This window comes from Delftia sp. ASV31, assembly GCF_016428765.1.
In the GTDB taxonomy this organism is placed as follows: domain Bacteria; phylum Pseudomonadota; class Gammaproteobacteria; order Burkholderiales; family Burkholderiaceae_C; genus Comamonas; species Comamonas acidovorans.
In genome coordinates this window covers 1-21,577 of record NZ_JAELTK010000093.1, presented here as the reverse complement: position 1 = coordinate 21,577, position 21,577 = coordinate 1, and the positions used below count along the sequence as shown (strand labels likewise).

Genomic DNA, 21,577 nt, shown 5'->3' with positions numbered 1-21,577 from the left:
GTCCTGCGCCGAAGCCAGCAGCTGTTCCACGGCCAGGGCCACGGACAGCAGTCGCCGGTCCTGCCCGCCGAGGCCGGCCAGGCTCAGGCCCACGGGCGCCTCGCCTGCGCGGTGGCAGGGCAGGGAGATGGCGCAGCCGTCGAGGAAGTTGATCAGCGTGGGGTTGCGCAGGATCAGGCCGTTGGCGCCGAAGTAGGCCTCGTCGCTCTGCGTGAGGTCGGCGATCTTCGGGGCGACCACGGGCACGGTGGGCATGACGATCAGGTCATGGTCGGCCATCTGGGCGCTGACGGCGGCAATCCACTGCCTGCGGCGTGCCAGCAGGTCGATGTAGTCGGCCGCGCTGATGTCCTTGCCGCGCAGGATGCGCGTGCCCACGCGCGGGTCGTACTCGGACAGGCGCGTGGCGATGTGGTGGCGGTGCCAGGCCCAGGCCTCGGCGGCCGTGAAGCCGCCCTTGGAATTGATGTCGGCCAGCTCGCCGAAGGGCGCGACCACGGCATGGGTGATGTGGGCGCCCGCCTGCGACAGCAGGGACAGGGCGCGCTCCCAGGCGGCGGCCACGGTGGCGTCCATGCCGTCCAGCACCACGTTGGTGGGTGCCAGCAGGCGCAGGCCCTGCAGCGGCGCGGCATGCAGCTCGCCCAGCGGTTCGCCGCTGAGGATGGCGTCCAGCGTGGCGCAGCAGCGCACGCTGGGCGCCAGCGGGCCGATGGAGTCCAGGTTGGCCGACAGCGGCAGCACGCCCTCCATGCTCACGCGGCGCGCCGTGGGCTTGAAGCCCGTGAGCCCGCACAGCGCCGAAGGAATGCGCACCGAGCCGCCCGTGTCCGAGCCGATGGCCGCCATGGCCATGCCGTCGGTGACCGAGATGGCCGCGCCCGAGGACGAGCCTCCCGGGATGCGGCCGCCGCCCTCGTCACGCTGCCAGGGATTGCGCGGCGTGCCGTAGTGCGGGTTGATGCCCAGGCCCGAGTAGGCGAACTCGGTCATGTTGGTCGTGCCCACGATGACGGCACCGGCCTGGCGCAGGCGCTGCACCACTTCGGCCGTGCGCTGCGCGGGCGGTGCGTCGGCCAGCAGGCGCGAGCCGCCCAGCGTGGGAAAGCCGGCGATGTCGAACAGGTCCTTGACCGAGACCGGCAGGCCCTCGATGGGCGAGCGCGCCAGGCCGGCCGCACGCAGCACGTCGCTGGCACGGGCCTCGGCCAGGGCCGCGCCCTGGAACACGCGCGTGAACACCTTGGGGCCTTCCCCCGACATGGTGCGGGCCAGGGCCTGCTCGGTCAGCTGCACCGAGGTGGTTTCGCCGCCATGCAGGCGCTGTGATGCCAGTTCCAGGCTGGGCAGGGGGAGGGCTTGGGTCATGTGGGAAGTCCTGTGGGTGAAGGCGGGCGTGGGCGGATCGGAGTCGGGGCTCAGGCCACGACGTCCAGCAGTTCGCTGCGGTAGCTGTGGCGGATGGAACGCTGGCTGCGGGGATCGTACAGCTCCATGGAGAACTGCGTCGAGGGGCGGATGCCACCGATGGCGCCCACCGTGCCGCAGGTCATGCCGCAGCCTGCGGGCAGCAGATCCTTGCCGCCCGTGAAGCCTGCGATCAGGTCCTGGGGCGTGCGCAGGCTGGCCAGCGTGCCTTCCTGGTAGAGCACCTCGCGGCCGTTTTCCACGATCCACGAGCGCACGACCAGCTCATCCCAGTGGCCGGCCACGTCGGCAAAGCGCCAGGCCTGGGTGGCCACGGGCTTGACGCAGGCCTGCTTGGAAAAGGCCACGCTGTAGGCCTCGAGCTTGCGGTCCGTGTGGTCGGAGGCCAGGCTCACGAACATCTCGCCTTCGTGCGTGAACACGAAGACCTCGACCTCGCCCGAGGAGTCCGGGCCCAGCACCTGCAGCGCGCTGCGCTGGCTCAGCTGGTTGCTGGAGATGCGGTAGTACAGCGGCACGGCGCTGGGGCGCGGGATGCCGATGGCGGCCAACTCCTCGATGTGGTGCTCGATGGCCTCGCGGTCGCGGCCGGCCCAGCCGGCGACGATCAGGGTGTCGAATTCAGGGGCGAAGGTCTGGCCCTCGGGGGTGGTGAACTGCAGTTGCATGGCAGGCGATCCAGGGAAAAGGCGGGGCCGCAGGCCCCGGTGGGAAAGAGGAGGGGGCAGTGGCGCGCGCTGTGCCGCGCGCAGGCATCACTGCTTCTTGACGAAGAGCACGACCAGGAAGGCGGCCATGAATTCCAGCGCGGCCACGAAGTACAGGCCCGATGACAGCGACCCCGTGCTGGTCTTGAGCGCGCCGATCATGTAGGGCGCCACGAAGCCGGCCAGGTTGCCGATGGAGTTGATCAGCGCAATGCCGCCGGCCGCCGCCGTGCCGGCCAGGAAGGCGGCAGGAATCGACCAGAACACGGGAAAGGCCGCGAGGATGCCGATGGAGGCCAGCGTCAGCGCGCACAGGGCGAGCACGGCGTTGTGCAGGAACAGGCCCGTGAGGATCAGGCCCGCCGCCGCGATCAGCGCGGACAGGGCGCAGTGCATGCGGCGCTCGCCGGTCTTGTCCGAATGCATGCCGTTCCAGACCATGGCCAGGGTGCCGGCCAGGAAGGGAATGGCCGAGATCAGGCCGATCTGCAGCGTGTTCTGGATGCCGATCTCCTTGATGATGGACGGCGACCAGAAGGCAATGGTGGCGTTGCCGCTGACGATGCAGAAATACACGGCAGCGCACAGCCACACGCGGTAGTTGCGGCAGGCGTCCAGGAAGGACACATGCTTGTGGCCGCCCTGGTTCTCTGCCTCCACGGCGGCTGTCACGGCGCGCTGCTCGGCCGGGCTCAGCCACCTGGCGTTGGCGGGCTTCTCGGGCAGGTACAGCAGCACGAAGAAGCCGGCGATCACCGAGGGAATGCCTTCCAGGATGAACAGCCACTGCCAGTTGGACAGATGGCCCACGCCCTGCATGCCGTTCATGATGGCGCCCGCAATCGGGCCGCCCACGGCGCCTGCAATGGCGAACGAGGTCATGAACAGGCCGTTGACGCGCGCCCGGTGGCGGGCCGGGAACCAGTAGGTCAGGTACAGCACCACGCCGGGGAAGAAGCCGGCCTCCACCACGCCCAAGATGAAGCGCAGCACGTAGAACATGGTGGGCGTGGTCACATAGGCCATGGCCATGGAGGCCGCGCCCCACAGGATGGTGATGCGCGCCAGCGTCTTGCGTGCGCCGATCTTCTCCAGCAGCAGGTTGCTGGGCACTTCGAACAGAAAGTAGCCGATGAAGAAGATGCCGGCACCCAGGCCGTAGATGGCCTCGCTGAACTGCAGGTCGTCCAGCATCTGCAGCTTGGCGAAGCCGACGTTGACGCGGTCTATCCACGCCAGGATGAAGAGCAGCACCAGAAAGGGAATCAGGCGCCAGGCGATCTTGCGGTAGGTGGCGTCCATGTCGGGCGGCGATGCCTGGCCGGCGCCGTGGGCGGGGGAATGTGCGGCGGATGCCGGACTGCTCATGGGGTGTCTCCTGTCTTCGACGGTGCAGCGGGCACACGGACCGGGGCGGGGCCCGTGTGTCTCAGGGGCTTCAGGCGCTGGCGGGTCTGCAGTGAGACTGGCCGGGCGTCTGGAGCTGTTCCTGTGGCGGCAGTATCGAAAGGCGGGACAGGGCTGTCCAACAAGAAATTATGAGCAGGCCTGAATGCAAATTCTTATGGGCAGAGCTGGTGCGGGCGCCGCACCGGCATGCGGCATGCGTGCACCATTTGCGCTCGGGAAAACCCTGATTTTTTCAGGCGGTGGCGGCGGCACGCGGTGCGCGCAAAGGCTGCTTCCACAGCTCGGCCAGCAGCAGGCCGCCAATGGTCAGCACGCCGCCCACGGCGTGGTAGGCCGCCAGGGGCTCACCCAATGCCATGAAGGCGATCACGGCCGTGAAGATGGGTACCAGGTTGAAGAACATGCTGGAGCGGCCCGGCCCGATGCGCGCCACCGACATCATCCACAGCAGCGGCGCGGCGATGGAGGCCATGATGCCCGCAAAGCCCACCAGCGGCAGGTTGGTCGCGTTCAGCCCCGTGCGCGGCGCCATCAGGAACAGCGGCAGCTGCGCGATCACGGCCACCAGGATCTGCAGGTACAGCAGTTGCACCGTGGCCAGGCGCGGCATGGGCCAGCGCTTGAGCAGGATGTTGTAGACCGCATAGGCCAGCATGGCCACGAACATCAGCGCATCGCCGCCATTGAGGCCCTGGGTGAGCAAGGTGGCAGGCTGCCCCGAAGACACCACCAGGGCCACGCCCGCAATCGCCAGCACGCAGCCCAGCACGGCGCCCCGGCTCAGCGCCTGGCCCAGCATGGCGGTGGACAGGCCCAGCACCATCATGGGCGTGAGCGAACCGATCAGGCCCATGTGCGTGGCCGATGTCATATGGGCCGCGTAATAGGCCAGGCTCTGGTAGATCACCATGCCCAGCATCCCCAGCACGATGAGGCGCGGCAGCAGCGGCCGGATGTCGGCGCGCTGGCGCCAGATGGACGGCAGCAGGAACGGCGTGAACAGCACGGCCGCCACCAGCCAGCGGTAGAAACCGATCTCGGCCGCGCCGATGCTGTCGGCCGCCATCTTGCTGACCACGGTATTGACCGACCAGATGAGCACGGCGATCAAAGGGAAAAGGTAAGACCCCATTGGAAGACTCCTAAGACTGATCCTATGATCGTTCTGTCCGACTTGGAGTGCATCCCTGGTTTCGGACAATCGATAGCGCAACCCGGACCATCCGCCATGCCCCGTCCCAGCAAACCCATGCACATCCAGAACGTCGAGGATGTGCCGGGCGAGTACTACTTCCGCTACGACGAATTCGGCGCCGACACCGAGGTGCCGCCGCACAGCCACAGCTGGGGACACCTGAACTACACGCCCCACGGCAGCATGTGCATGGACACGGCAGGCCAGCACTGGGTCTCGCCGCCGCAGTACGGCGTCTGGGTGCCGCCCGGCGTGGTGCACAGCTGCCACGTGGCGCACGCCGTGGTCTACCGCTCGGTCTACCTGGCGCCTGCGCTGTGCAGGGAGCTGCCGGCGCAGCCGTGCTCCATGCGCATCGGCGCCATCGTCAAGGCCATCCTGGCCGACTTTGCCGTGCGCGACGTGCACATTCCCGCCACCGACGCCGACCTGCGCCTGGCCCGTGTGCTCTACGACCAGTTGCGGGCCGTTCCCGTGGAGCCCGGCTATCTGCCGGCCGCCGAACACCCGGCCCTGGTCGAAGTGCTGACCCGCATGCGCGCTGCGCCCGAGGACCACCGCAGCCTGGCCCAATGGGCCGCCAGCGTGCACATGACCGAGCGCACCCTGGCGCGCCACTGCCAGCGCGAGCTGGGCATGGGCCTGGGCGAATGGCGCCAGCGCATGCGCTACCTGCTGGCCATCGATGCGCTGGAGGCCGGCCTGAGCGTGCAGCAGATCGCCTATGACCTGGGCTACAGCACGCCCTCGGCCTTCATCGCCATGTTCCAGCGCGAGGCCGGCACCTCACCTGAACAATTCCGCCGCGAGTTCTGCATGCCGCCGTGAGGCTGTTGCGCCATCTGCCAGCAGCCCGGCCCAAGCCGCGAGATAATGCCGCCCGTGAAGCACGCCAGACCGCCGCTGGTGCAATCGTGGAAACACGGCACTGGAGGAACGTCCGGACTGCACAGGGCAGCGTAGCAGCTAACGGCTGTCCACCGTGAGGTGAGGATCAGAGCAACAGAGACGAGTCGGGGACATGTGCCGCCAACTTGGTGTTCTATGGGGTGCCAGCGCAAGCTGGCGACGGATGGCGCAAGCCAGACGCCCAGGCGAAAGCCTGGGCCCCATAGCCACCCGGGGACGCGGAACGCGTCCCCGGGTGAAACGGGCAATCTCTACGCGCAGCAATACCAAGTAGGCACACGTTGACGGGGCCCCCGGAGTGTGCGGGTAGGTAGCACCGAGCCGGGCGGCGACGCCCGGCCCAGATTAATGGCGGTCACATGCGGGCAACCGCGTGCACAGAATCCGGCTTATCGGCGCGCTTCACACTTTCTTTCATGCCCCGCCACCGGCGGGGCATTTTCATGGGCGGTTCAGAACTGGTATTTGGCCGTCAGCAGCAGCCTGCGCGGCACGCCGAAATAGTTGCCGCCGTTGTTCGTGCCCAGGGTCTCGAAATAGCGGCGGTCGAACAGGTTGCTGACGTTCATCTGCAGGTCCAGCTGCCGGTTCACCCGATAGCCGATGACCAGGTCGGCCACGGCATAGGCGGACTGGCGGATTGCATAGCCCTCGGCGCTGGTCAGCGACTCGGACGTGGTGCGGCTCTGGTAGCGCAGGCCGCCGCCCACGCGCCATGCGCCCAGCTCGCCGCCCAGGTGGTACATGGCCGACAGCTTGAGCTGGTGGCGCGGCGTGTAGCTGGCATAGGGCGCGCCCTTGGCGCCTTCGGTGCTGTCGCTGGTGATCTCGGCCTGGGTGAAGGTATAGCCAAGGCCGGCGTTCAGGCGCGGCAGGATCTCGCCGCTGATGTCCACGTCCAGCCCCTTGCTCTTGACCTTGCCCACCGAGCGGTAGCAATTGGTCTTCACCGTGCAGGTGTTGAGGTCCGCGATGGCCTGGGGCAGGTTGTCCTGCGTGGTGTTGAACACGGCAACGGCCAGGTTCACGCGCTCGTCCAGGTAGCTGCCCTTGAGGCCCAGCTCGAAGTTGCGGCCCTCCACCGGCGCCAGCATGCTGCCCGAGACATCCAGAAAATCCTGCGGCCGGAAGATGCTGGTGTAGCTGGCATAGGCCGAGTAGGTCTTGCTGATGTCATAGGTCAGCGCCGCATAGGGCGTGGCATGGGCTTTCTCGCTGAATTCGCGCTCCCGGCTCCAGCTGCCCTGGCGCTGGATGTTGGTGAAGTCGTACCAGTCCAGGCGCGCGCCGGCGATCAGGTTCAGTGGCTCGGCCAGCAGGAAGCGGCCCGTGGCGTAGGCCGAGGTCAGCGTGGTCTTCTGGCGGCGCGTCCACAGGTCTTCGGCCAGCAGGCCGGAGCGGTCCAGCGAGTCGGGGTTCCAGGTATAGGGATCGACGCCATTGGCGATCAGCCATTCCCCCGTGGGCGACAGGTAGCTGTAGCCCTGGTCGCTCCAGCGGATGGTGCGGCGGCTGACGCCGAAGGCCAGGTCATGCTCGCGGCCGAACAGGCGCACGGGGCCCTGGGCCGAGGCATCGAGGCTGAGCTGGCGCTTGTCGTAGTCGTAGAGGCCGCCGGCCACGTCGTAGCGCGTGCGGCCCTGGTCGTCCAGGCCGCCCGAGACCAGGTAGGCGCCGTCCAGCGCGGACTTGGCCTGCAGGGCGCGCGCGGCCAGCCTGGCCTTCCAGCCGTTGTCGAAGCGGTGCTCCAGGTCGGCGAACAGGCTGACCTCCTTCTTGTCCCATTTGCTCCAGGAGGGCGAGAAACGCCTGGATCGCGCAATGTCGAGGAAGGAGCCATCGAAGCCCATGGGCACGCCCATCCATTGCGAGCCGGGGTTGTCTTCGTTCACATAGGAGCCGCCCACGCTCAGCGTGGTGTCGCGCCCCAGGTCGAACTCGGCGGTGCCGTACAGCAGCTGGCGGCGGCTGCTGTAGCCATCAATGAAGTGGTCACGCGACTGGGCCGAGGCCACCACACGCCCGCGCGCCGAGCTGTCCTCGTTGAGGGCACCGCCCACATCGACCTCGCCCACGGCCTGGTTCCAGCTGCCGCCGCGCAGGGTGACCGAGCGCTGGGTGGTGCGCGGCGCGCGCTTGCGCACGAAGTTGATGGTGCCCGAAGGGTCGCCCACGCCCGTCATCAGGCCCGTGGGGCCGCGCACCACTTCCACGTGGTCGTACATGGCCATGGTGTCGTAGGTGGAGGTGTCGGTTTCATACGAGACGGGCACGCCGTCCTGCAGGAAGGAGCCGATCACGAACCCGCGCGAGAAATAGCGCGCCCGGTCGTCGCTCCAGCGGTTGATGGTGATGCCGGTGGCGCTGTTGGCCACGTCGTCGATGGACAGCATGCCCTGGTCGTCCATCTTCTGGCGCGTGACCACGGTGAGGGACTGGGGCGTCTCGCGGATGGACAGCGGCAGCTTGGTCGAGGTGCTCATCAGCCCCGTGGTGTAGGAGCCCGAGCCCTCGGTGGTCGTGGTCTCGCCCACGGCGGAGACCGTGACTTCGGGCAGGGCCACGGTGCCGGCGGGCTTTTCCACCACCAGCGTGTCCTGGCTCACATGGCCTTCCAGCCCGCTGCCGCGCAGCAGCCGGGCCACGGCGGCGGCGGTGCTCAGGCGCCCTTCCACGGCGGGCGCACGGCGGCCCTGCACCAGTTCAGGCGCGGCCAGCAGCTGCAGGCCAGCCTGGCGGGCCAGTTGGGCCAGCGCCTGGTCCAGCGGCTGGGCGGGAATGTGGAAGTCGGTGCTGGCGGCCGTGACCGGCGCCGCCTGGGCCAGCGCGGCTGGAGACAGCTGCAGGGCCAGCAGCGCGATGCCCGCGGCAACGGCATGGTGGCGGGCAAGGCGGCAGGCAAGGCGGGAAGGCTTGGAGGGGAATGAAGACATGGAAGGTCCCGTGGCGGATCTGGGCAATGGCGATTCCCGGGCTGCGAATGCGTCGCGTTCCCGGGTCCTCATGCCTATACGAACGGGCGCAGACATTCCCTCACGCCTGGTGCGCATGCGCCGTGCATACCGGGGCCATGGGCGCATCAGCGCATCAGCTGCGGCGGCGGATGACCAGGGTGCGCCCGGTTCCCGGGCCCTGCTCCTTTTCCTGCACCTCTTCCTGCACGCTCACCGGCAAGGTGCGCGGCAGCATGCGCAGCCAGCCCTGGGCTGCCGCAATGCGCACGCGCCCCAGCACGGGCAGGGCGGCGGCGTCGGGCTCCACGCGCAGTGGCTGCAGGCTGTAGCGCTCCAGGCGCCGGACCACCTCGGCCAGCGGCGTGTTCTGGAAGTCCAGCCAGCCTTCGCGCCAGGCGGCCACAGCCGCAACCGTTTGCACGGCGGCCGTCTGGCCTGGCGCCAGGCGCAGCATCTGGCCTGCGCCCAGTGCATGCCGGGCGCCGCTGCCGTCGCGCACCTGCACGCGGCCCGCATCGACGGCGACCAGCACCGCATCGTCCTCCAGCGCCACCTCGAAGCGCGTGCCCAGCACGGTGACCTGTACGTCCGCCGCCTGGACCACGAAGGGCCGTTCCGTGTCGCGCGCCACGGCGAAGAAGGCGCTGCCGGCCAGCAGCCGCACCTGGCGGCGCGTGGCGTAGAAATCCACCTCGGCACGGCTGGCGGCGTCCAGCGTCAAGCTGCTGCCGTCGGGCAGGGGCTGGTTCAGCAGGCGGCCGGTGGCCGTGGCCAGCCGCACCTGGTACTGCGGCATCCACTGGCGCCAGGCCAGCCAGATTGCCGGGCTGCCGACACCCAGGCCCGCCATCCCCAGCAGGGTGGACAGGGCGCGGCGGCGGCCCGTGCGTGGTGCGGGTGCGGCAATGTCTCCGCGCCAGCGGCGCAGCGAGGCTTCCACGCTGTCCATGGCGCGCATGACCTCGCGTTCCACGGTTTTGACCGAGACGCCGTGGCGCTCGGCCAGCTCGGCATGCGAGGCGCCCTCGATGCGGTCGGCCAGGAAGATGTCGCGGCAGCGCGCGGGCAGCTGCGCCAGGGCGCCTTCGACCCCGGCCAGGGCCTGGCGGTAGGAATGGGTGTCGGCCACATCGGGGCTGAGGGGGGAGGGCGGCTCGCCTTCCCTCGCGCTGGTGTCAAAGCGCTCGGCCGTGCGCTGGCCATGGCGCAGGTGGTCGATGGCGATGTTCTCCATCACCGCGTAGAGATAGGCGCGGCTGGCGCCTGGCGGACTGTCCGGCGCGGCGGGCGCATCGCTTTCGCCGCGCTGGCGTTCGGCCAGGCGTATCCAGGCGTCATGCACCAGGTCACGCGCGGCCTGCGGGCCGGCGCGGCGCGCCACGAAGCGCACCAGCTCGTGGTAGCTGTCCTGGAAGTTGCTCAGCAGGGAAGAAGAGGAAGAGGCGGGCGCAGGCATGCGGGAGGCCCGAAGGCAGCACGGGAATCCCGCATTCTATGAAATGATTCTCATTTGCCGAATGTGCTGCCCGCCGCGCACCCGGCAATGCCGGCCTAGAACCGCTCCCAGGGCATCAGGTAGCGCCACTGGCCTTCGGGCACCTTGGCCAGAGAGAGGCGGCCAATGCGCAGGCGGCGCAGGCTGACCACGCGCAGGCCCACTTCGGTGCACATGGCGTCGATCTCGTCGGGGGCGATGCCCTTGAGCGCAAAGCGCAGGTGGTTCTCGTTCTGCCAGCTCACGCGGCAGGGCGGCAGCTGGCGCTTGCCGATCGGCAGGCCGGCCTTCATCAGCTCCAGGCCGTCCTCGTGGATCTGGCCCTCGACGCCGACGATGCATTCCTGCTCCAGCCACATGCCTTCCTCGCCCAGCTTGCGCGCCACGCGCTTGTCCTGGGTGTAGACGATGAGGCCGCTGGCCGGCAGCGGCAGGGGCAAAAAGGACTCGAGGTTCTTGAAGTGCTGGGCCAGCACCAGCAGCGGCATGGGCGTGTCCACCTGGGCCATGCTGGCTTCGCCCAGCAGGGAGTGGGCGCTGCGCACCCGGCCATAGGGCCGGCCCTGGGTATAGCCCGCAGGCTTGTTCATCAGCAGGGTGACGGGCGGCACGGCCTCGGGCTGGGCGCCGCTGCGCAGCGTGACCTGCTGCTCGGGGCGCACGCGCGTCTCGGGCAGTTGCACGACCTTGCCGTCCACCTGGACGTTGCCGGCGGTGATATGCAGTTCGGCCTCGCGGCGCGAGCATTGTTCCTGTTCGGCCAGGCGCTTGGCCAGGCGAACGCTTTCAGATTCAGACATGCGCGCAGCTTAACCAGATACCAGGCCCCGCGCGCGTCGTCGGTCATTGCCGCTCATTGCCGCCCGCACAGCGCACGGATGCGCTCCACATGCGCCAGCAGCGAGCGCTCGGCAATCGGCCACAGCTGGGGCGGGGCGTCGTCATAGGCCAGCCGCACCCAGTCCTGCACGCTGCCGTCGGGCTGTTTTTGCATGGCGGCCAGCACCTTGGCCTCGCGCGCCAGCCGGTGGGCCTTGAGCTTGGCGATCGCCTGGCGCGCAAAGCCCAGCACATAGCCATGGGCCGGCAGGATGAAGCGCACATCGTGCGCGGCGCACAGCGCGTCGAGCCTGTCCAGCGAATCGATGTAGTCGCGCATGTTGCCGTCAGGCGGATCGATGATGGTGGTGCTGCCATTGAGGATGTGGTCGCCGCTGAACAGCAGGGCGTCTTCCTCCAGCACAAAGCACACATGGTTGGCCGCATGGCCGGGCGTGAACACGGCCTGCAGGGTGTGGGTGGTGCCAGTTTGCGCATCCTGCAGCACGATGCGCTGGCCGTCGGTCAGTGCGTAGTCGGGGGTGAAGCGGCTGGCCGGCCGGGCCGTGGGCGCCGAGGGCAGGCCGCCAATGGCGGGCCTGGGCCTGCCGGCCTGCACGGCCAGCGCCTGCAGCAGCGCGGCGCCCGGCGAGTGGTCGGCATGGGAATGCGTGCACAGGATGTGGCGTATGTCGCCGCCCGCCGCATCGAACAGGCGCTGCACATGGGCGGCGTCGGCCGGGCCGGGGTCGATGGCTGCGTAGCCGGTGGCGGCATCGCCCACCAGATAGCTGTTGGTGCCGGGGCCGGTCATCACGCCGGGGTTGGGTGCCGTCAGGCGCAGCAGGTTCTTGCGCAGTGGCACGGCGCGCTCGCTCTGCCAGTCCAGCGTGTGCAGGATCTGGCCGTCCGGGCAGACCATTTCCAGCTCGCCGAAGGGGGCCTCGTCCTCCATGTGGCGAGCTTCCTTGCCATTGAGAAAGCCGGTGCGCGGGCAGCACTGCCACAGCGGCTGCTCGCCTTGCAGGGCGGCGAACACGGCATCGGTGCCCGCGAAGCGGCTGAGCCGGTCCAGCGTGCGGATGGTGGGGAAGATCATGGGAAAGCTGCCCGCGCGGTGGCGCTCCAGCGCTTCCTGCGGGCGCACCCAGATGGGCTCGAACTGTTCCGACCCGTCGGCGTCGGGTTCCTGGCCTTCGGGCATGCGCGCCACGAAGAAGGGCACATCGAAGCGCCGGGGCTGGTCGCGGTCGGCCGTCCAGTGGGCCAGGTACCACAGCGCATCCACAGCCAGGCGCAGGCCGCGTGCCTCGCACTGGGGCACCAGCGGCGCCTTGCGGTCCAGCGTGGCCAGTTCGGCGGCAGATACCGGCCGGCCCTGGGCGTCGTGGGCCAGCAAAATGCCCAGTTCCTCGAAGGTCTCGCGCAGGCCGGCGATGGCCTGGGTGATGCGCAGTGCGTCGCCGGCCTGGGCGGGGCGGGTGCTGGCGCAGGCATGGGCGGCCTCGGCCGCGTCCTGGGCCTCGATGCCGCCTCCTGGGAAGACGTAGGCGCTGGGCACGAAGCTGGCCTTGGGCGAGCGCCGCGTCATCAGCACCTCCAGCCCCTGGCCATCGGCGCGGTCGCGCAGCAGCAGGACGGTGGAGGCCTTGAGCGTGTCTACGGGCTGGCGCTGGGGGTGCAGGAGCTGGCTGGGGCGGGTCATGGGGGCATTATGCGGATTGGCCCGCCCGCCGCTGTTGCGCAAGAGACGCAAGTACTGCTGCGGGGCATGGCCCCGGATTGCGCCATGAGGCTGCCGTGCAGGGGATAATCGCCGGATGCAGATCCGCTTTACCAAGATGCAGGGCGCTGGCAACGATTTCGTGGTCCTCGACGAAACCGCCGGCCCGCTGGGCCTGAGCGCAGCCCAGTACCGCTTCCTCGCCCATCGCCAATTCGGTGTGGGCGCCGACCAGATCCTCACGGTGCGGCCCTCGCCCGCCGAAGGCATCGATTTCGAATATGTGATCCACAACGCCGACGGCGGCGAGGTCGAGCAGTGCGGCAACGGCGCGCGCTGCTTTGCGCGCTATGTGCACGACAAGGGCCTGACCGGCAAGTCCGTCATCCGCGTGCAGACGCTGGCCGGCCTCATCGCCCCCGAGCTGCATGCCGATGGCCGCGTCACCGTGGACATGGGCCAGCCCGTGCTGGAGCCCTCCCTGGTGCCCTTCAATGGTGCAGACCTTGTGCCCCGCCCGCTGGGTGCGGCGCAGCAATGGCCCCTGCAGCTGGGCGACGAGGCCACGGTCTGGATCGCCCCCGTTTCCATGGGCAACCCGCATGCGGTGCAACTGGTGGACGATGTGGACCATGCCCCCGTGGCCACCTGGGGCCCGCTGATCGAGCGCCATGCGCGCTTTCCCCAGCGCGTCAATGCGGGATTCATGCAGATCGTCGATCGCGGCCAGATCCGGCTGCGTGTTTACGAGCGCGGTGCCGGCGAGACGCTGGCCTGCGGCACGGGCGCCTGCGCGGCCGTGGTGGCCGGCATTCGCTGGGGGCTGCTCGACGCGCGCGTCGATGTGCACACCCGCGGTGGCCGGCTGACCATCGAGTGGGACGGCGGCGCAGTGCGCATGACCGGCCCCGCAGAGTTTGTTTTTGAAGGACAGATCGAGGTTCCCGACCAGCCATGAACAGCACTACCGATATCGCCGTCACCGAAGAGACGATTGCCGACTACCTGCTGAACCATCCGGAATTCTTCGAGCGCCACGCCGAGATGCTCGCGCGTGTGCAGCTGGTCAGCAGCCACAGCCCGCGCACCGTCAGCCTGCAGGAACGCCAGGCCGAGATGCTGCGCGAGAAGATCAAGGGCCTGGAGCACCGCATCATGGACATGATGCGCCACAGCAGCGAGAACGCCTCCATCGGCGACAAGCTGCATGCCTGGAGCTGTGCACTGGCCAAGGTCCAGGACCTGCGCGAGCTGCCCCACGCGCTCACGGCCAGCCTGCAGCATGTCTTCGAGGTGCCCCAGGTGGCCCTGCGCCTGTGGAACGTCTCCGGCGCCCAGACCAGCAGCATCTACACCATGGGCGTCAGCGAGGACGCCAAGTCCTTCGCGGCGTCGCTGACCATGCCGTTTTGCGGCCCCAACATGGGCTTCGAGCCCGGCGGCTGGCTGGTCGATCCCGATGCGGCCCAGTCCCTGGCCCTGCTCACGCTGCATGACGGGGACAGCATCAACCCGGCCAATGCCTTCGGCATGCTGGTGCTGGGGTCTCCCGATCCGCTGCGCTTCGAGGCCACCATGGGCACGGAATTCCTCTCGCGCATCTCGGCCCTGGCCAGCGCGGCCCTGTCGCGCATGCGGCCCGTGCCGCTGACCCTGGCGCGCGGCTGACCGGCTGAAAGCCCATGCCGGGAGCATCGGACAGGGACGGGCTCCCGGAAGGCGATCTTCCGGCAGAGGATCTGGGGGCAGAGAACCTGGCGATGCTCCCCGCCGCCGTCCATGCCTATCTCGAGCATGTGCGCGTGCAAAAGCGCCTGGCCGACCGCACCTGCGCACTCTATGCGCTGGACATGGCCCGGCTTTGCACCATGGCCCGCGACGCCGGCCAGGAGCTGCTGGCGCTGCAGCCCGCCCACATCCGCCGCTTCGTGGCCCAGATGCATTCCCGGGGCCGCAGCCCGCGCGGCATTGCGCTCATCCTGTCGGGCTGGCGCAGCTTCTTCCGCTGGGCAGCCCAGCAATCGCTGGTGCCCTTCAATCCCGTCGAGGGCGTGCGCGGTCCCAAGGCCCCCAAACCCCTGCCCAAGGCATTGGGCGTGGATGACGCCGTGCAGCTGGCCGCCTTCAGCAACGCCGACGCCGACCCCTGGATCGAGGCACGTGACGCCGCCATCACCGAACTGCTCTACAGCTGCGGCCTGCGCGTGGGCGAGCTGGTGGGCCTGGACGTGGCGCCCGGCCAGGACACGCAGCGCCAGGGCCGTGGCTGGATAGATTTGCAGGCCGCCGACGCCCACGTGCAGGGCAAGGGCGGCAAGCGGCGCACCGTGCCCGTGGGCGCGGCCGCGCTGCAGGCGCTGCAGCGCTGGCTGGCCTTGCGGGACACGGGCCTGACTGGCGCGGCGGCCCGGGCGGCGCGGCAGGAGCCGGCGCTGTTCATTGGCCGGCGCGGCGAACGCCTGGGCGCGCAGTCGGTCTGGGCGCGGCTGCGCCAGCGCGGCCAGCAGGCCGGCCTGTCGGCCGGTGTCCATCCCCATGTGCTGCGGCATTCGTTTGCCAGCCACATGCTGCAGTCCAGCGGCGACCTGCGCGCCGTGCAGGAATTGCTGGGCCACGCCAGCATCTCGACCACGCAGATCTACACGCGCCTGGATTTCCAGCATCTGGCCCAGGCCTACGAGAGCGCCCACCCACGCGCGCGGCGCCAGAGTGGGGGCGGCAGCGACAGTGGCGATGGCGATGGCAATGGAGATAACGATGAAAAGGGCAGCCTCCGATAAAAAAGGCCAAGCCCTCTGGCAAAACGGCACTTGACAGGCTCGCTAAACTTATTCGGAACGTCTTTTCGACAAGGCCCGTCCGTGGTGGATGGGCCTTGCCGCTTCCCCTTGCTGAATTTTCTGAAAGCAATCCCATGGCACTGATTCCCGTCACCATCCTCACCGGCTTCCTGGGCTCGGGCAAGACCACGCTGCTCAAGCGCGTGCTCAGCGAATCCCACGGCATGAAGATCGCCGTGATCGAGAACGAGTTCGGCGAAGAGAACATCGACACCGACATCCTCAGGACGGAGTCCAAGGAGCAGATCCTGCAGATGAGCAACGGCTGCATCTGCTGCACCATCCGCGAAGACCTGCGCGAAACCCTGCAGCTGCTGGCCGCCAAGCGCCGCAAGGGCCTGGTGGAGTTCGACCGCATCGTGATCGAGACCACGGGCCTGGCCGATCCCGGTCCCGTCGCCCAGACCTTCTTCATGGACGACGAGATCGCCGAGACCTATCTGATCGACTCCATCCTCACCCTGGTCGATGCCAAGCACGCCAACCAGCAGCTGGACGACCGCCAGGAGGCGCGCCGCCAGGTGGGCTTTGCCGACCAGCTGTTCCTGTCCAAGACCGACCTGGTCAGCGAGGACGAGAAGAACGCGCTCATCCACCGCCTCAAGCACATGAACCCGCGCGCGCCCATCCGTGCCGTGCATTTCGGCGAAGTGCCCCTGAACGAGGTCTTCGACCTGCGCGGCTTCAACCTCAATGCCAAGCTGGACATCGATCCCGACTTCCTCAAGGAAGACGACCACGACCACGGACATGACCATGGCCACAAGCATGAGCATGACGAGCACTGCGGCCACGACCATGGCCATGAGCACGACGAGAACTGCGGGCACGACCACGCCCATGACCACGAGCATGGCGAGCACTGCAAGCATCCGCACCACCATCACCACGATGACGACGTCAAGAGCTTCGTCTACCGTGCCGACCGTGCCTTTGACCCTGCCCGCCTGGAGGACTTCCTGGGCGCCATCGTCAACATCTACGGCCCGCGCATGCTGCGCTACAAGGGCGTGCTGAACATGCAGGGCACGGAGCGCAAGGTCATTTTCCAGGGCGTGCACCAGCTCATGGGCAGCGACCTGGGACCGCAGTGGGCCGAGGGCGAAAAGCGCCAGAGCAAGATGGTCTTCATTGGCATCGACCTGCCCCAGGACATCTTCCTGCAGGGCCTGGAGCAGTGCCTGGTCTGAGTTTTTTGTGAACCTTTGTGGGCAATCGGATGGCTTTTTGCTGACATCTGAATGACACAGGGGCCGCCCGCATGCGTGGGCGGCCCCTTTGCATTCCTGTGGGGTATGTGCAACGGCTTGCGCTCCTGTAGAGCATCGATACAATCGCGCCCCTGAAGAGAGCCCCCAAGCCCAATGGACTGCCCCGCAGGGGTCGCCCATACCGTGAGGAGACAGCAAGTGAGCGCCGAATCCAGCAAGAAGCCGTCAGTGGCCGCACCGGCCCCGGCTGCAAGCCAGAAGGCCGCGGTCCGCACTGCGGTCGGCGTTGCCGACCTGGTGTCCCTTGCTGACCGCAAAAGGGCTCTTTGCACGCACGGCCGCCGCACGGCCTGGATTGCCGCACCCCGCCGCACGGGGAAGCCGGCAGGTTCCGCAACTGCGGCGATCGGCTGTCCTACACGGCATTCGACCCGGGCGCCCCGATTGACAGTACCATCCATGGCCCCGTCCGAAGCCCTCGGCGCGGACTAAGTTAGCGAAACCAACACTATGCCTACCACTACGCAAACGCCTTCGTCGGGATCGACGAAACGAGACCCCAAGCTGGCCAATGCCTGGAAGACCAAGTCGGTGGAAGAACTGACGGATGCCGAAGTGCTGGCCATGTCGGATGACGAATACATGAATGAGAAGCAGATGGCGTTCTTCCGCCTCAAGCTGCTCACTCTCAAGCACGACATGCACACCAACGCGGGTGAGACGGCAGAGAACCTGCGCGAGGACACCGTGGTGGTTCCCGATCCGGCCGACCGCGCCACCATCGAGGAAGAGCATGCGCTGGAACTGCGCACGCGCGACCGCGAACGCAAGCTGCTCAAGAAGATCGAGCAATCCATTGCACGCATCGACGCAGGCGACTACGGCTACTGCGACGAGACCGGCGAGCCCATCGGCGTGGGCCGCCTGCTGGCCCGCCCCACGGCCACGCTGTCGCTGGAAGCCCAGCAGCGCCGTGAGCTCAAGCAGAAGATGTATGGGGATTGAGTTGCAGCAACGGCCTGCAGGCCGTCGGTGCTAATCTGACTCGCCATGGCAAAAGAAGAGAGCAGCAAATCGGGGGGGTTGTTGTCCAAGGTGGTGCGCTTTGTGCGCCACCCTACGGTCAATTGGTCCGACCTCGACGGCCTGGACGGGGAGCAGGAAAGCCAGTACAGCAAGCAGGCGCTCAAGGAAATGATCGAGCGCAAGCGCCGCAACGATTTCGTGCGCAAGCGCGAGTTCGACCAGCTGCGCCGCCTGCGCCAGGCCGAGCTGCAACAGGCCTCCAGGCCGGGCACCGCACCGGTCGGTGTGCCCGGCCCCGCCGCGCAGGGCTCGCAATTTCTCAGCAGCCTGCTGAGCTCCAAATCCTCCGGTGAACGCGCCGTCACGCTCAAGAAGATCGACGAGATCGAGGCCCAGATGTCCCAGCAATGGTGGCGGGGCAAGCAGGCGGCCGATGCAACCACCATTCCCATGGCGCTGCCTGCGGGCGGCAACCCCGCTCCGGCCTCGTTTCGCAAGCAGCCGCCGCCGTCTGGGCAGATTCCCATGCTCAGCGACGTGGTGCCGCCGGCCATTGCCTCGGCCGGCGACGTGGCTGCCTTTGCCACCACCCTACCCATGAGCCTGGCACCTGCGCCGCAGGTGCCCTCCGTCTCGACGGCTCCCATCATTGACCCCATGCCCATGGCCCGCCCCCTGCGGCCATTGGAGGGGGCGACCGATTTCCTGCCGGCCTTCGCGGCCACCGAGGTCTCTCCGCCGCAGCCCATGGACATGGTGCCGCCCTGCTTCGTGGTGTTCGAGCACGATCCCGACCTGGAAGAGCCGGCCATCCTCTTTGCCAATGGCGATGTGGATGGCGCCGAGCAGGGCATGCTGGAGCTGATCGACCGGCGCGATGTTCCCGCGCAGCTGCCGGTCTGGCTGGCCTTGCTGGACCTGTACCGTGCGGCCGACCGCCCGCTGCAGTTCGACAAGGCGGGCATCGAATTCGCAGCGCGCTTCGGCCGCTCAGCTCCCCAATGGTTTGCGATGCCGCAACAGCGCACCGCCCCCGTGGTGTCCATGCCGGGCGCAGCGGCCGGGCGTGGCTGGCGCTGGAGCGCACCTGCACAGATCACGCCGAGTGCCGTGACGGCGTTGAAGGCCTCCCAGGCCAAGGCTTCCAGCCCCTGGAGCCTGGACTGGGCTGCCGTGGCCGGCATCGACGATGCGGCGGCCACGCCCCTGGAGGCGCTGCTGCAGCAATGGGCGGGCTCGCAGGGCGTGTTCGTGCTGCTCAATGCGGACCGGCTGCTGGCGCTGCTGGGCACGCTGGCTCCCTCGGGCGATTCCAGCGTGGATACGCTGTGGTGGCGGTTGCGCATGGCGGTGCTGCGTTTGATGAACCGGCAGGATGATTTCGAGCTGGTGGCGCTGGACTACTGCGTCACCTATGAGGTCTCGCCTCCCTCGTGGGTGGACCCGGTCTGCCAGTGCCTGACGCAAGCCATCGAAACCGAGGGCGCGGATGCGCCCCTGCAGGCAGGCATTGCTGCCACGGCGGACGCCGTGCGATTTGCGCTGGCCGGCACCATCGAAGGCGATGCCTCCACCTGGCTGGACCCGGTGCAGGAGGGGGCCAGCCTGGGCGAGCCCGTGTTCATCGACTGCACCCAACTGGTGCGCATGGACTTTGCGGCGGCCGGCTCCGTGCTCAACTGGGCTGCCCACATGCAGTCGCTGGGCCATGTGCTGCAGTTCGGCCAGCTGCACCAGCTGGTGGCGGTGTTCTTCAATGTGATCGGCATCCAGGAGCACGCGCAGGTCACTCCACGGCGGGACTGATCCTGCCGCGCGGCGGCTGCGCCACACCCCTTGCGGCAGGACGGCGCGCCCGCCGCGAAGAGCGCGTGGGCATTCTTTGAGCAGACCCTTGAGAAGGCCGCCTTCGCCCTCATCTGGCACCGCTATGGAACAGTATCACGGCACCACCATCATCAGCGTGCGCCGGCAGACCCCCGAAGGCGTGCAGGTCGCCATCGGTGGCGATGGCCAGGTCACATTGGGCAACATCGTCGTCAAGGGCACGGCGCGCAAGGTGCGCAAGCTCTACCACGGCAAGGTGCTTGCCGGCTTTGCCGGCGCCACGGCAGACGCCTTCACGCTGTTCGAGCGCTTCGAGGCCAAGCTGGAAAAGCACCAGGGCCACCTGACGCGCGCAGCCATCGAGCTGACCAAGGACTGGCGCACCGACCGCGTGCTGCGCCGTCTGGAGGCCATGCTGGCCGTGGCCGACGCATCGGCCTCGCTGATCATCACCGGCAACGGCGACGTGCTGGAGCCCGAGCAGGGCATCGTGTCCATCGGCTCGGGCGGCGCCTACGCGCACTCTGCGGCCAAGGCGCTGCTGACCAATACCGAGCTGTCGGCCGAGGAGATCGTGCGCAAGTCGCTGGCCATTGCCGGCGAGCTGTGCATCTACACCAACATGCACCACACGGTCGAGACGCTCTGACACCCGCGCGGCGCCGGCTTGCCCAGCAGGCCGGCGATCGAAACGCACGGCATTGAAACCCACAGTCGCCAGCGGCCAGGCAACGGGGCTGGCGGCGCAATGCATCGAATACACACCATGTCCTCTGCCATGACCCCCCAGGAGATCGTCTCCGAACTGGACCGCCACATCGTCGGCCAGGCTGGCGCCAAGCGCGCCGTGGCCATCGCGCTGCGCAACCGCTGGCGCCGCCAGAACGTGGCCGACGGCCTGCGCCAGGAGATCACGCCCAAGAACATCCTCATGATCGGTCCCACAGGCGTGGGCAAGACCGAGATCGCGCGCCGCCTGGCGCGGCTGGCCGACGCCCCTTTCATCAAGGTCGAGGCCACCAAGTTCACCGAAGTGGGCTACGTGGGCAAGGACGTGGATGCCATCATCCGCGACCTGGCCGAGGTGGCCGTCAAGCAGACGCGCGAGGCCGACATGAAGAAGCTGCGCCTGCGCGCCGAAGACGCGGCCGAGGACCGCATCCTCGACGTGCTCGTGCCCCAGGCCCGCAGCGGCGAGGTGGCCGCCGACAACACGGCACGCCAGGTTTTCCGCAAGAAGCTGCGCGAGGGCCAGCTCGACGACAAGGAAATCGAGATCGATGTCGCCGACGCGCCGCCCCAGGTGCAGATCATGGGTCCCCAGGGCATGGAAGAGATGGCCGAGCAGCTGCGCGGCATGTTCAGCCACATGGGCCAGGAAAAGCGCAAGACGCGCAAGCTGCGCATTGCCGAGGCCATGAAGCTGCTGACCGACGAGGAAGCGGCAAAACTGGTCAACGAGGAAGACGTGCGCACCCGCGCCATCGCCAACGCCGAGCAAAACGGCATCGTCTTCATCGACGAGATCGACAAGGTGGCCACGCGCCAGGAAACCAGCGGCTCCGACATCTCGCGCCAGGGCGTGCAGCGCGACCTGCTGCCCCTGGTCGAAGGCACCAGCGTCTCCACCAAGTACGGCGTGGTCAAGACCGACCACATCCTGTTCATCGCCTCGGGCGCCTTCCACCTGTCCAAGCCCAGCGACCTCATCCCCGAGCTGCAGGGGCGCTTCCCGATCCGCGTGGAGCTGGACTCGCTGTCGGTCCAGGACTTCGAGGCCATCCTCACCCAGACCCATGCCTCCCTGGTCAAGCAGTACCAGGCGCTGCTGGCCACCGAAGGCGTCACGCTGGAATTCACGCCCGAAGGCATCACCCGGCTCGCCGGCATCGCCTTCGATGTCAACGAGCGCACCGAGAACATCGGCGCCCGCCGCCTGTCCACCGTGCTCGAGCGCCTGCTGGACGAGGTCAGCTTCGACGCGGCCAATCTGTCGGGCCAGACCATCTCCATCGACGCGGCCTACGTGGACC

General features: G+C 68.1%; 17 protein-coding genes and 1 other RNA gene. 10 read left to right on the top strand and 8 right to left on the bottom strand.

Annotated elements, in window-relative coordinates; translation table 11 throughout:
• The 4 genes from JHD82_RS24645 to JHD82_RS24630 all read right to left on the bottom strand — a co-directional run.
• The coding region (locus JHD82_RS24645) for an amidase (RefSeq protein WP_199139310.1) at window positions 1-1,368 on the bottom strand (1,368 nt) is incomplete at its 3' end.
• A gap of 50 nt (window positions 1,369-1,418) precedes the next feature.
• Window positions 1,419-2,096 carry a DUF2848 domain-containing protein gene (locus JHD82_RS24640; RefSeq protein ID WP_199139308.1) on the bottom strand — a complete coding sequence of 226 codons (678 nt, stop codon included), beginning with the start codon at window positions 2,094-2,096 and terminating at the stop codon, window positions 1,419-1,421.
• An 87-nt stretch (window positions 2,097-2,183) separates the two neighbouring features.
• Window positions 2,184-3,503 carry an MFS transporter gene (locus JHD82_RS24635; protein ID WP_013804122.1) on the bottom strand — a complete coding sequence of 440 codons (1,320 nt, stop codon included), beginning with the start codon at window positions 3,501-3,503 and terminating at the stop codon, window positions 2,184-2,186.
• Window positions 3,504-3,777: 274 nt separating this feature from the next.
• A complete protein-coding gene (locus tag JHD82_RS24630) occupies window positions 3,778-4,677 on the bottom strand; it encodes a DMT family transporter (protein ID WP_012203377.1) in 900 nt (299 codons plus the stop codon).
• A 96-nt stretch (window positions 4,678-4,773) separates the two neighbouring features.
• Between JHD82_RS24630 and JHD82_RS24625 the strand changes: the two genes are divergently transcribed.
• Window positions 4,774-5,568, top strand: a complete 795-nt coding sequence (locus JHD82_RS24625; RefSeq protein ID WP_043780839.1) for a helix-turn-helix domain-containing protein — start codon at window positions 4,774-4,776, stop codon at window positions 5,566-5,568.
• A 56-nt stretch (window positions 5,569-5,624) separates the two neighbouring features.
• Window positions 5,625-6,057, top strand: an RNA gene (rnpB, locus tag JHD82_RS24620) — RNase P RNA component class A.
• Between the two features lie 44 nt (window positions 6,058-6,101).
• Here rnpB and JHD82_RS24615 read toward each other — a convergent pair.
• From JHD82_RS24615 to JHD82_RS24600, 4 genes are all read right to left on the bottom strand, one after another.
• On the bottom strand, window positions 6,102-8,582 hold the full coding sequence (locus tag JHD82_RS24615; RefSeq protein ID WP_199139306.1) for a TonB-dependent siderophore receptor: 2,481 nt from the start codon (window positions 8,580-8,582) through the stop codon (window positions 6,102-6,104).
• A 154-nt stretch (window positions 8,583-8,736) separates the two neighbouring features.
• Window positions 8,737-10,059, bottom strand: a complete 1,323-nt coding sequence (locus tag JHD82_RS24610) for a sigma-70 family RNA polymerase sigma factor (protein ID WP_199139304.1) — start codon at window positions 10,057-10,059, stop codon at window positions 8,737-8,739.
• Window positions 10,060-10,154: 95 nt separating this feature from the next.
• Window positions 10,155-10,898, bottom strand: coding sequence for a pseudouridine synthase (locus tag JHD82_RS24605; protein WP_012203381.1), 744 nt, complete (start codon window positions 10,896-10,898; stop codon window positions 10,155-10,157).
• Window positions 10,899-10,951: 53 nt separating this feature from the next.
• Window positions 10,952-12,622, bottom strand: coding sequence for an MBL fold metallo-hydrolase (locus tag JHD82_RS24600; RefSeq protein WP_012203382.1), 1,671 nt, complete (start codon window positions 12,620-12,622; stop codon window positions 10,952-10,954).
• Window positions 12,623-12,737: 115 nt separating this feature from the next.
• On the opposite strand from JHD82_RS24600, the gene dapF reads away from it, so the two are divergent.
• From dapF to hslU, 8 genes are all read left to right on the top strand, one after another.
• The gene (dapF, locus tag JHD82_RS24595; protein ID WP_199139302.1) at window positions 12,738-13,598 is read left to right on the top strand and encodes a diaminopimelate epimerase; all 861 of its coding nucleotides are present in this window, start codon (window positions 12,738-12,740) and stop codon (window positions 13,596-13,598) included.
• A complete protein-coding gene (locus JHD82_RS24590; protein WP_012203384.1) occupies window positions 13,595-14,308 on the top strand; it encodes a DUF484 family protein in 714 nt (237 codons plus the stop codon). The genes dapF and JHD82_RS24590 overlap by 4 nt, the downstream gene beginning before the upstream one ends.
• A 14-nt stretch (window positions 14,309-14,322) precedes the next feature.
• Entirely contained in the window at window positions 14,323-15,420 is a 1,098-nt protein-coding gene (locus JHD82_RS24585) for a tyrosine recombinase XerC (RefSeq protein ID WP_199139300.1), read from the top strand.
• Between the two features lie 134 nt (window positions 15,421-15,554).
• Window positions 15,555-16,670 (top strand): GTP-binding protein, encoded by a 1,116-nt coding sequence (locus tag JHD82_RS24580; protein ID WP_013804115.1) that lies wholly within the window; start codon window positions 15,555-15,557, stop codon window positions 16,668-16,670.
• A 531-nt stretch (window positions 16,671-17,201) separates the two neighbouring features.
• A complete protein-coding gene (gene dksA / locus JHD82_RS24575; RefSeq protein WP_012203387.1) occupies window positions 17,202-17,696 on the top strand; it encodes an RNA polymerase-binding protein DksA in 495 nt (164 codons plus the stop codon).
• Window positions 17,697-17,741: 45 nt separating this feature from the next.
• On the top strand, window positions 17,742-19,523 hold the full coding sequence (locus JHD82_RS24570) for an STAS domain-containing protein (protein WP_199139297.1): 1,782 nt from the start codon (window positions 17,742-17,744) through the stop codon (window positions 19,521-19,523).
• Between the two features lie 124 nt (window positions 19,524-19,647).
• Complete coding sequence (hslV, locus tag JHD82_RS24565; RefSeq protein WP_012203389.1) at window positions 19,648-20,193, top strand: ATP-dependent protease subunit HslV; 546 nt, start codon at window positions 19,648-19,650, stop codon at window positions 20,191-20,193.
• Between the two features lie 117 nt (window positions 20,194-20,310).
• The coding region (gene hslU / locus JHD82_RS24560) for an ATP-dependent protease ATPase subunit HslU (RefSeq protein WP_199139295.1) at window positions 20,311-21,577 on the top strand (1,267 nt) is incomplete at its 3' end.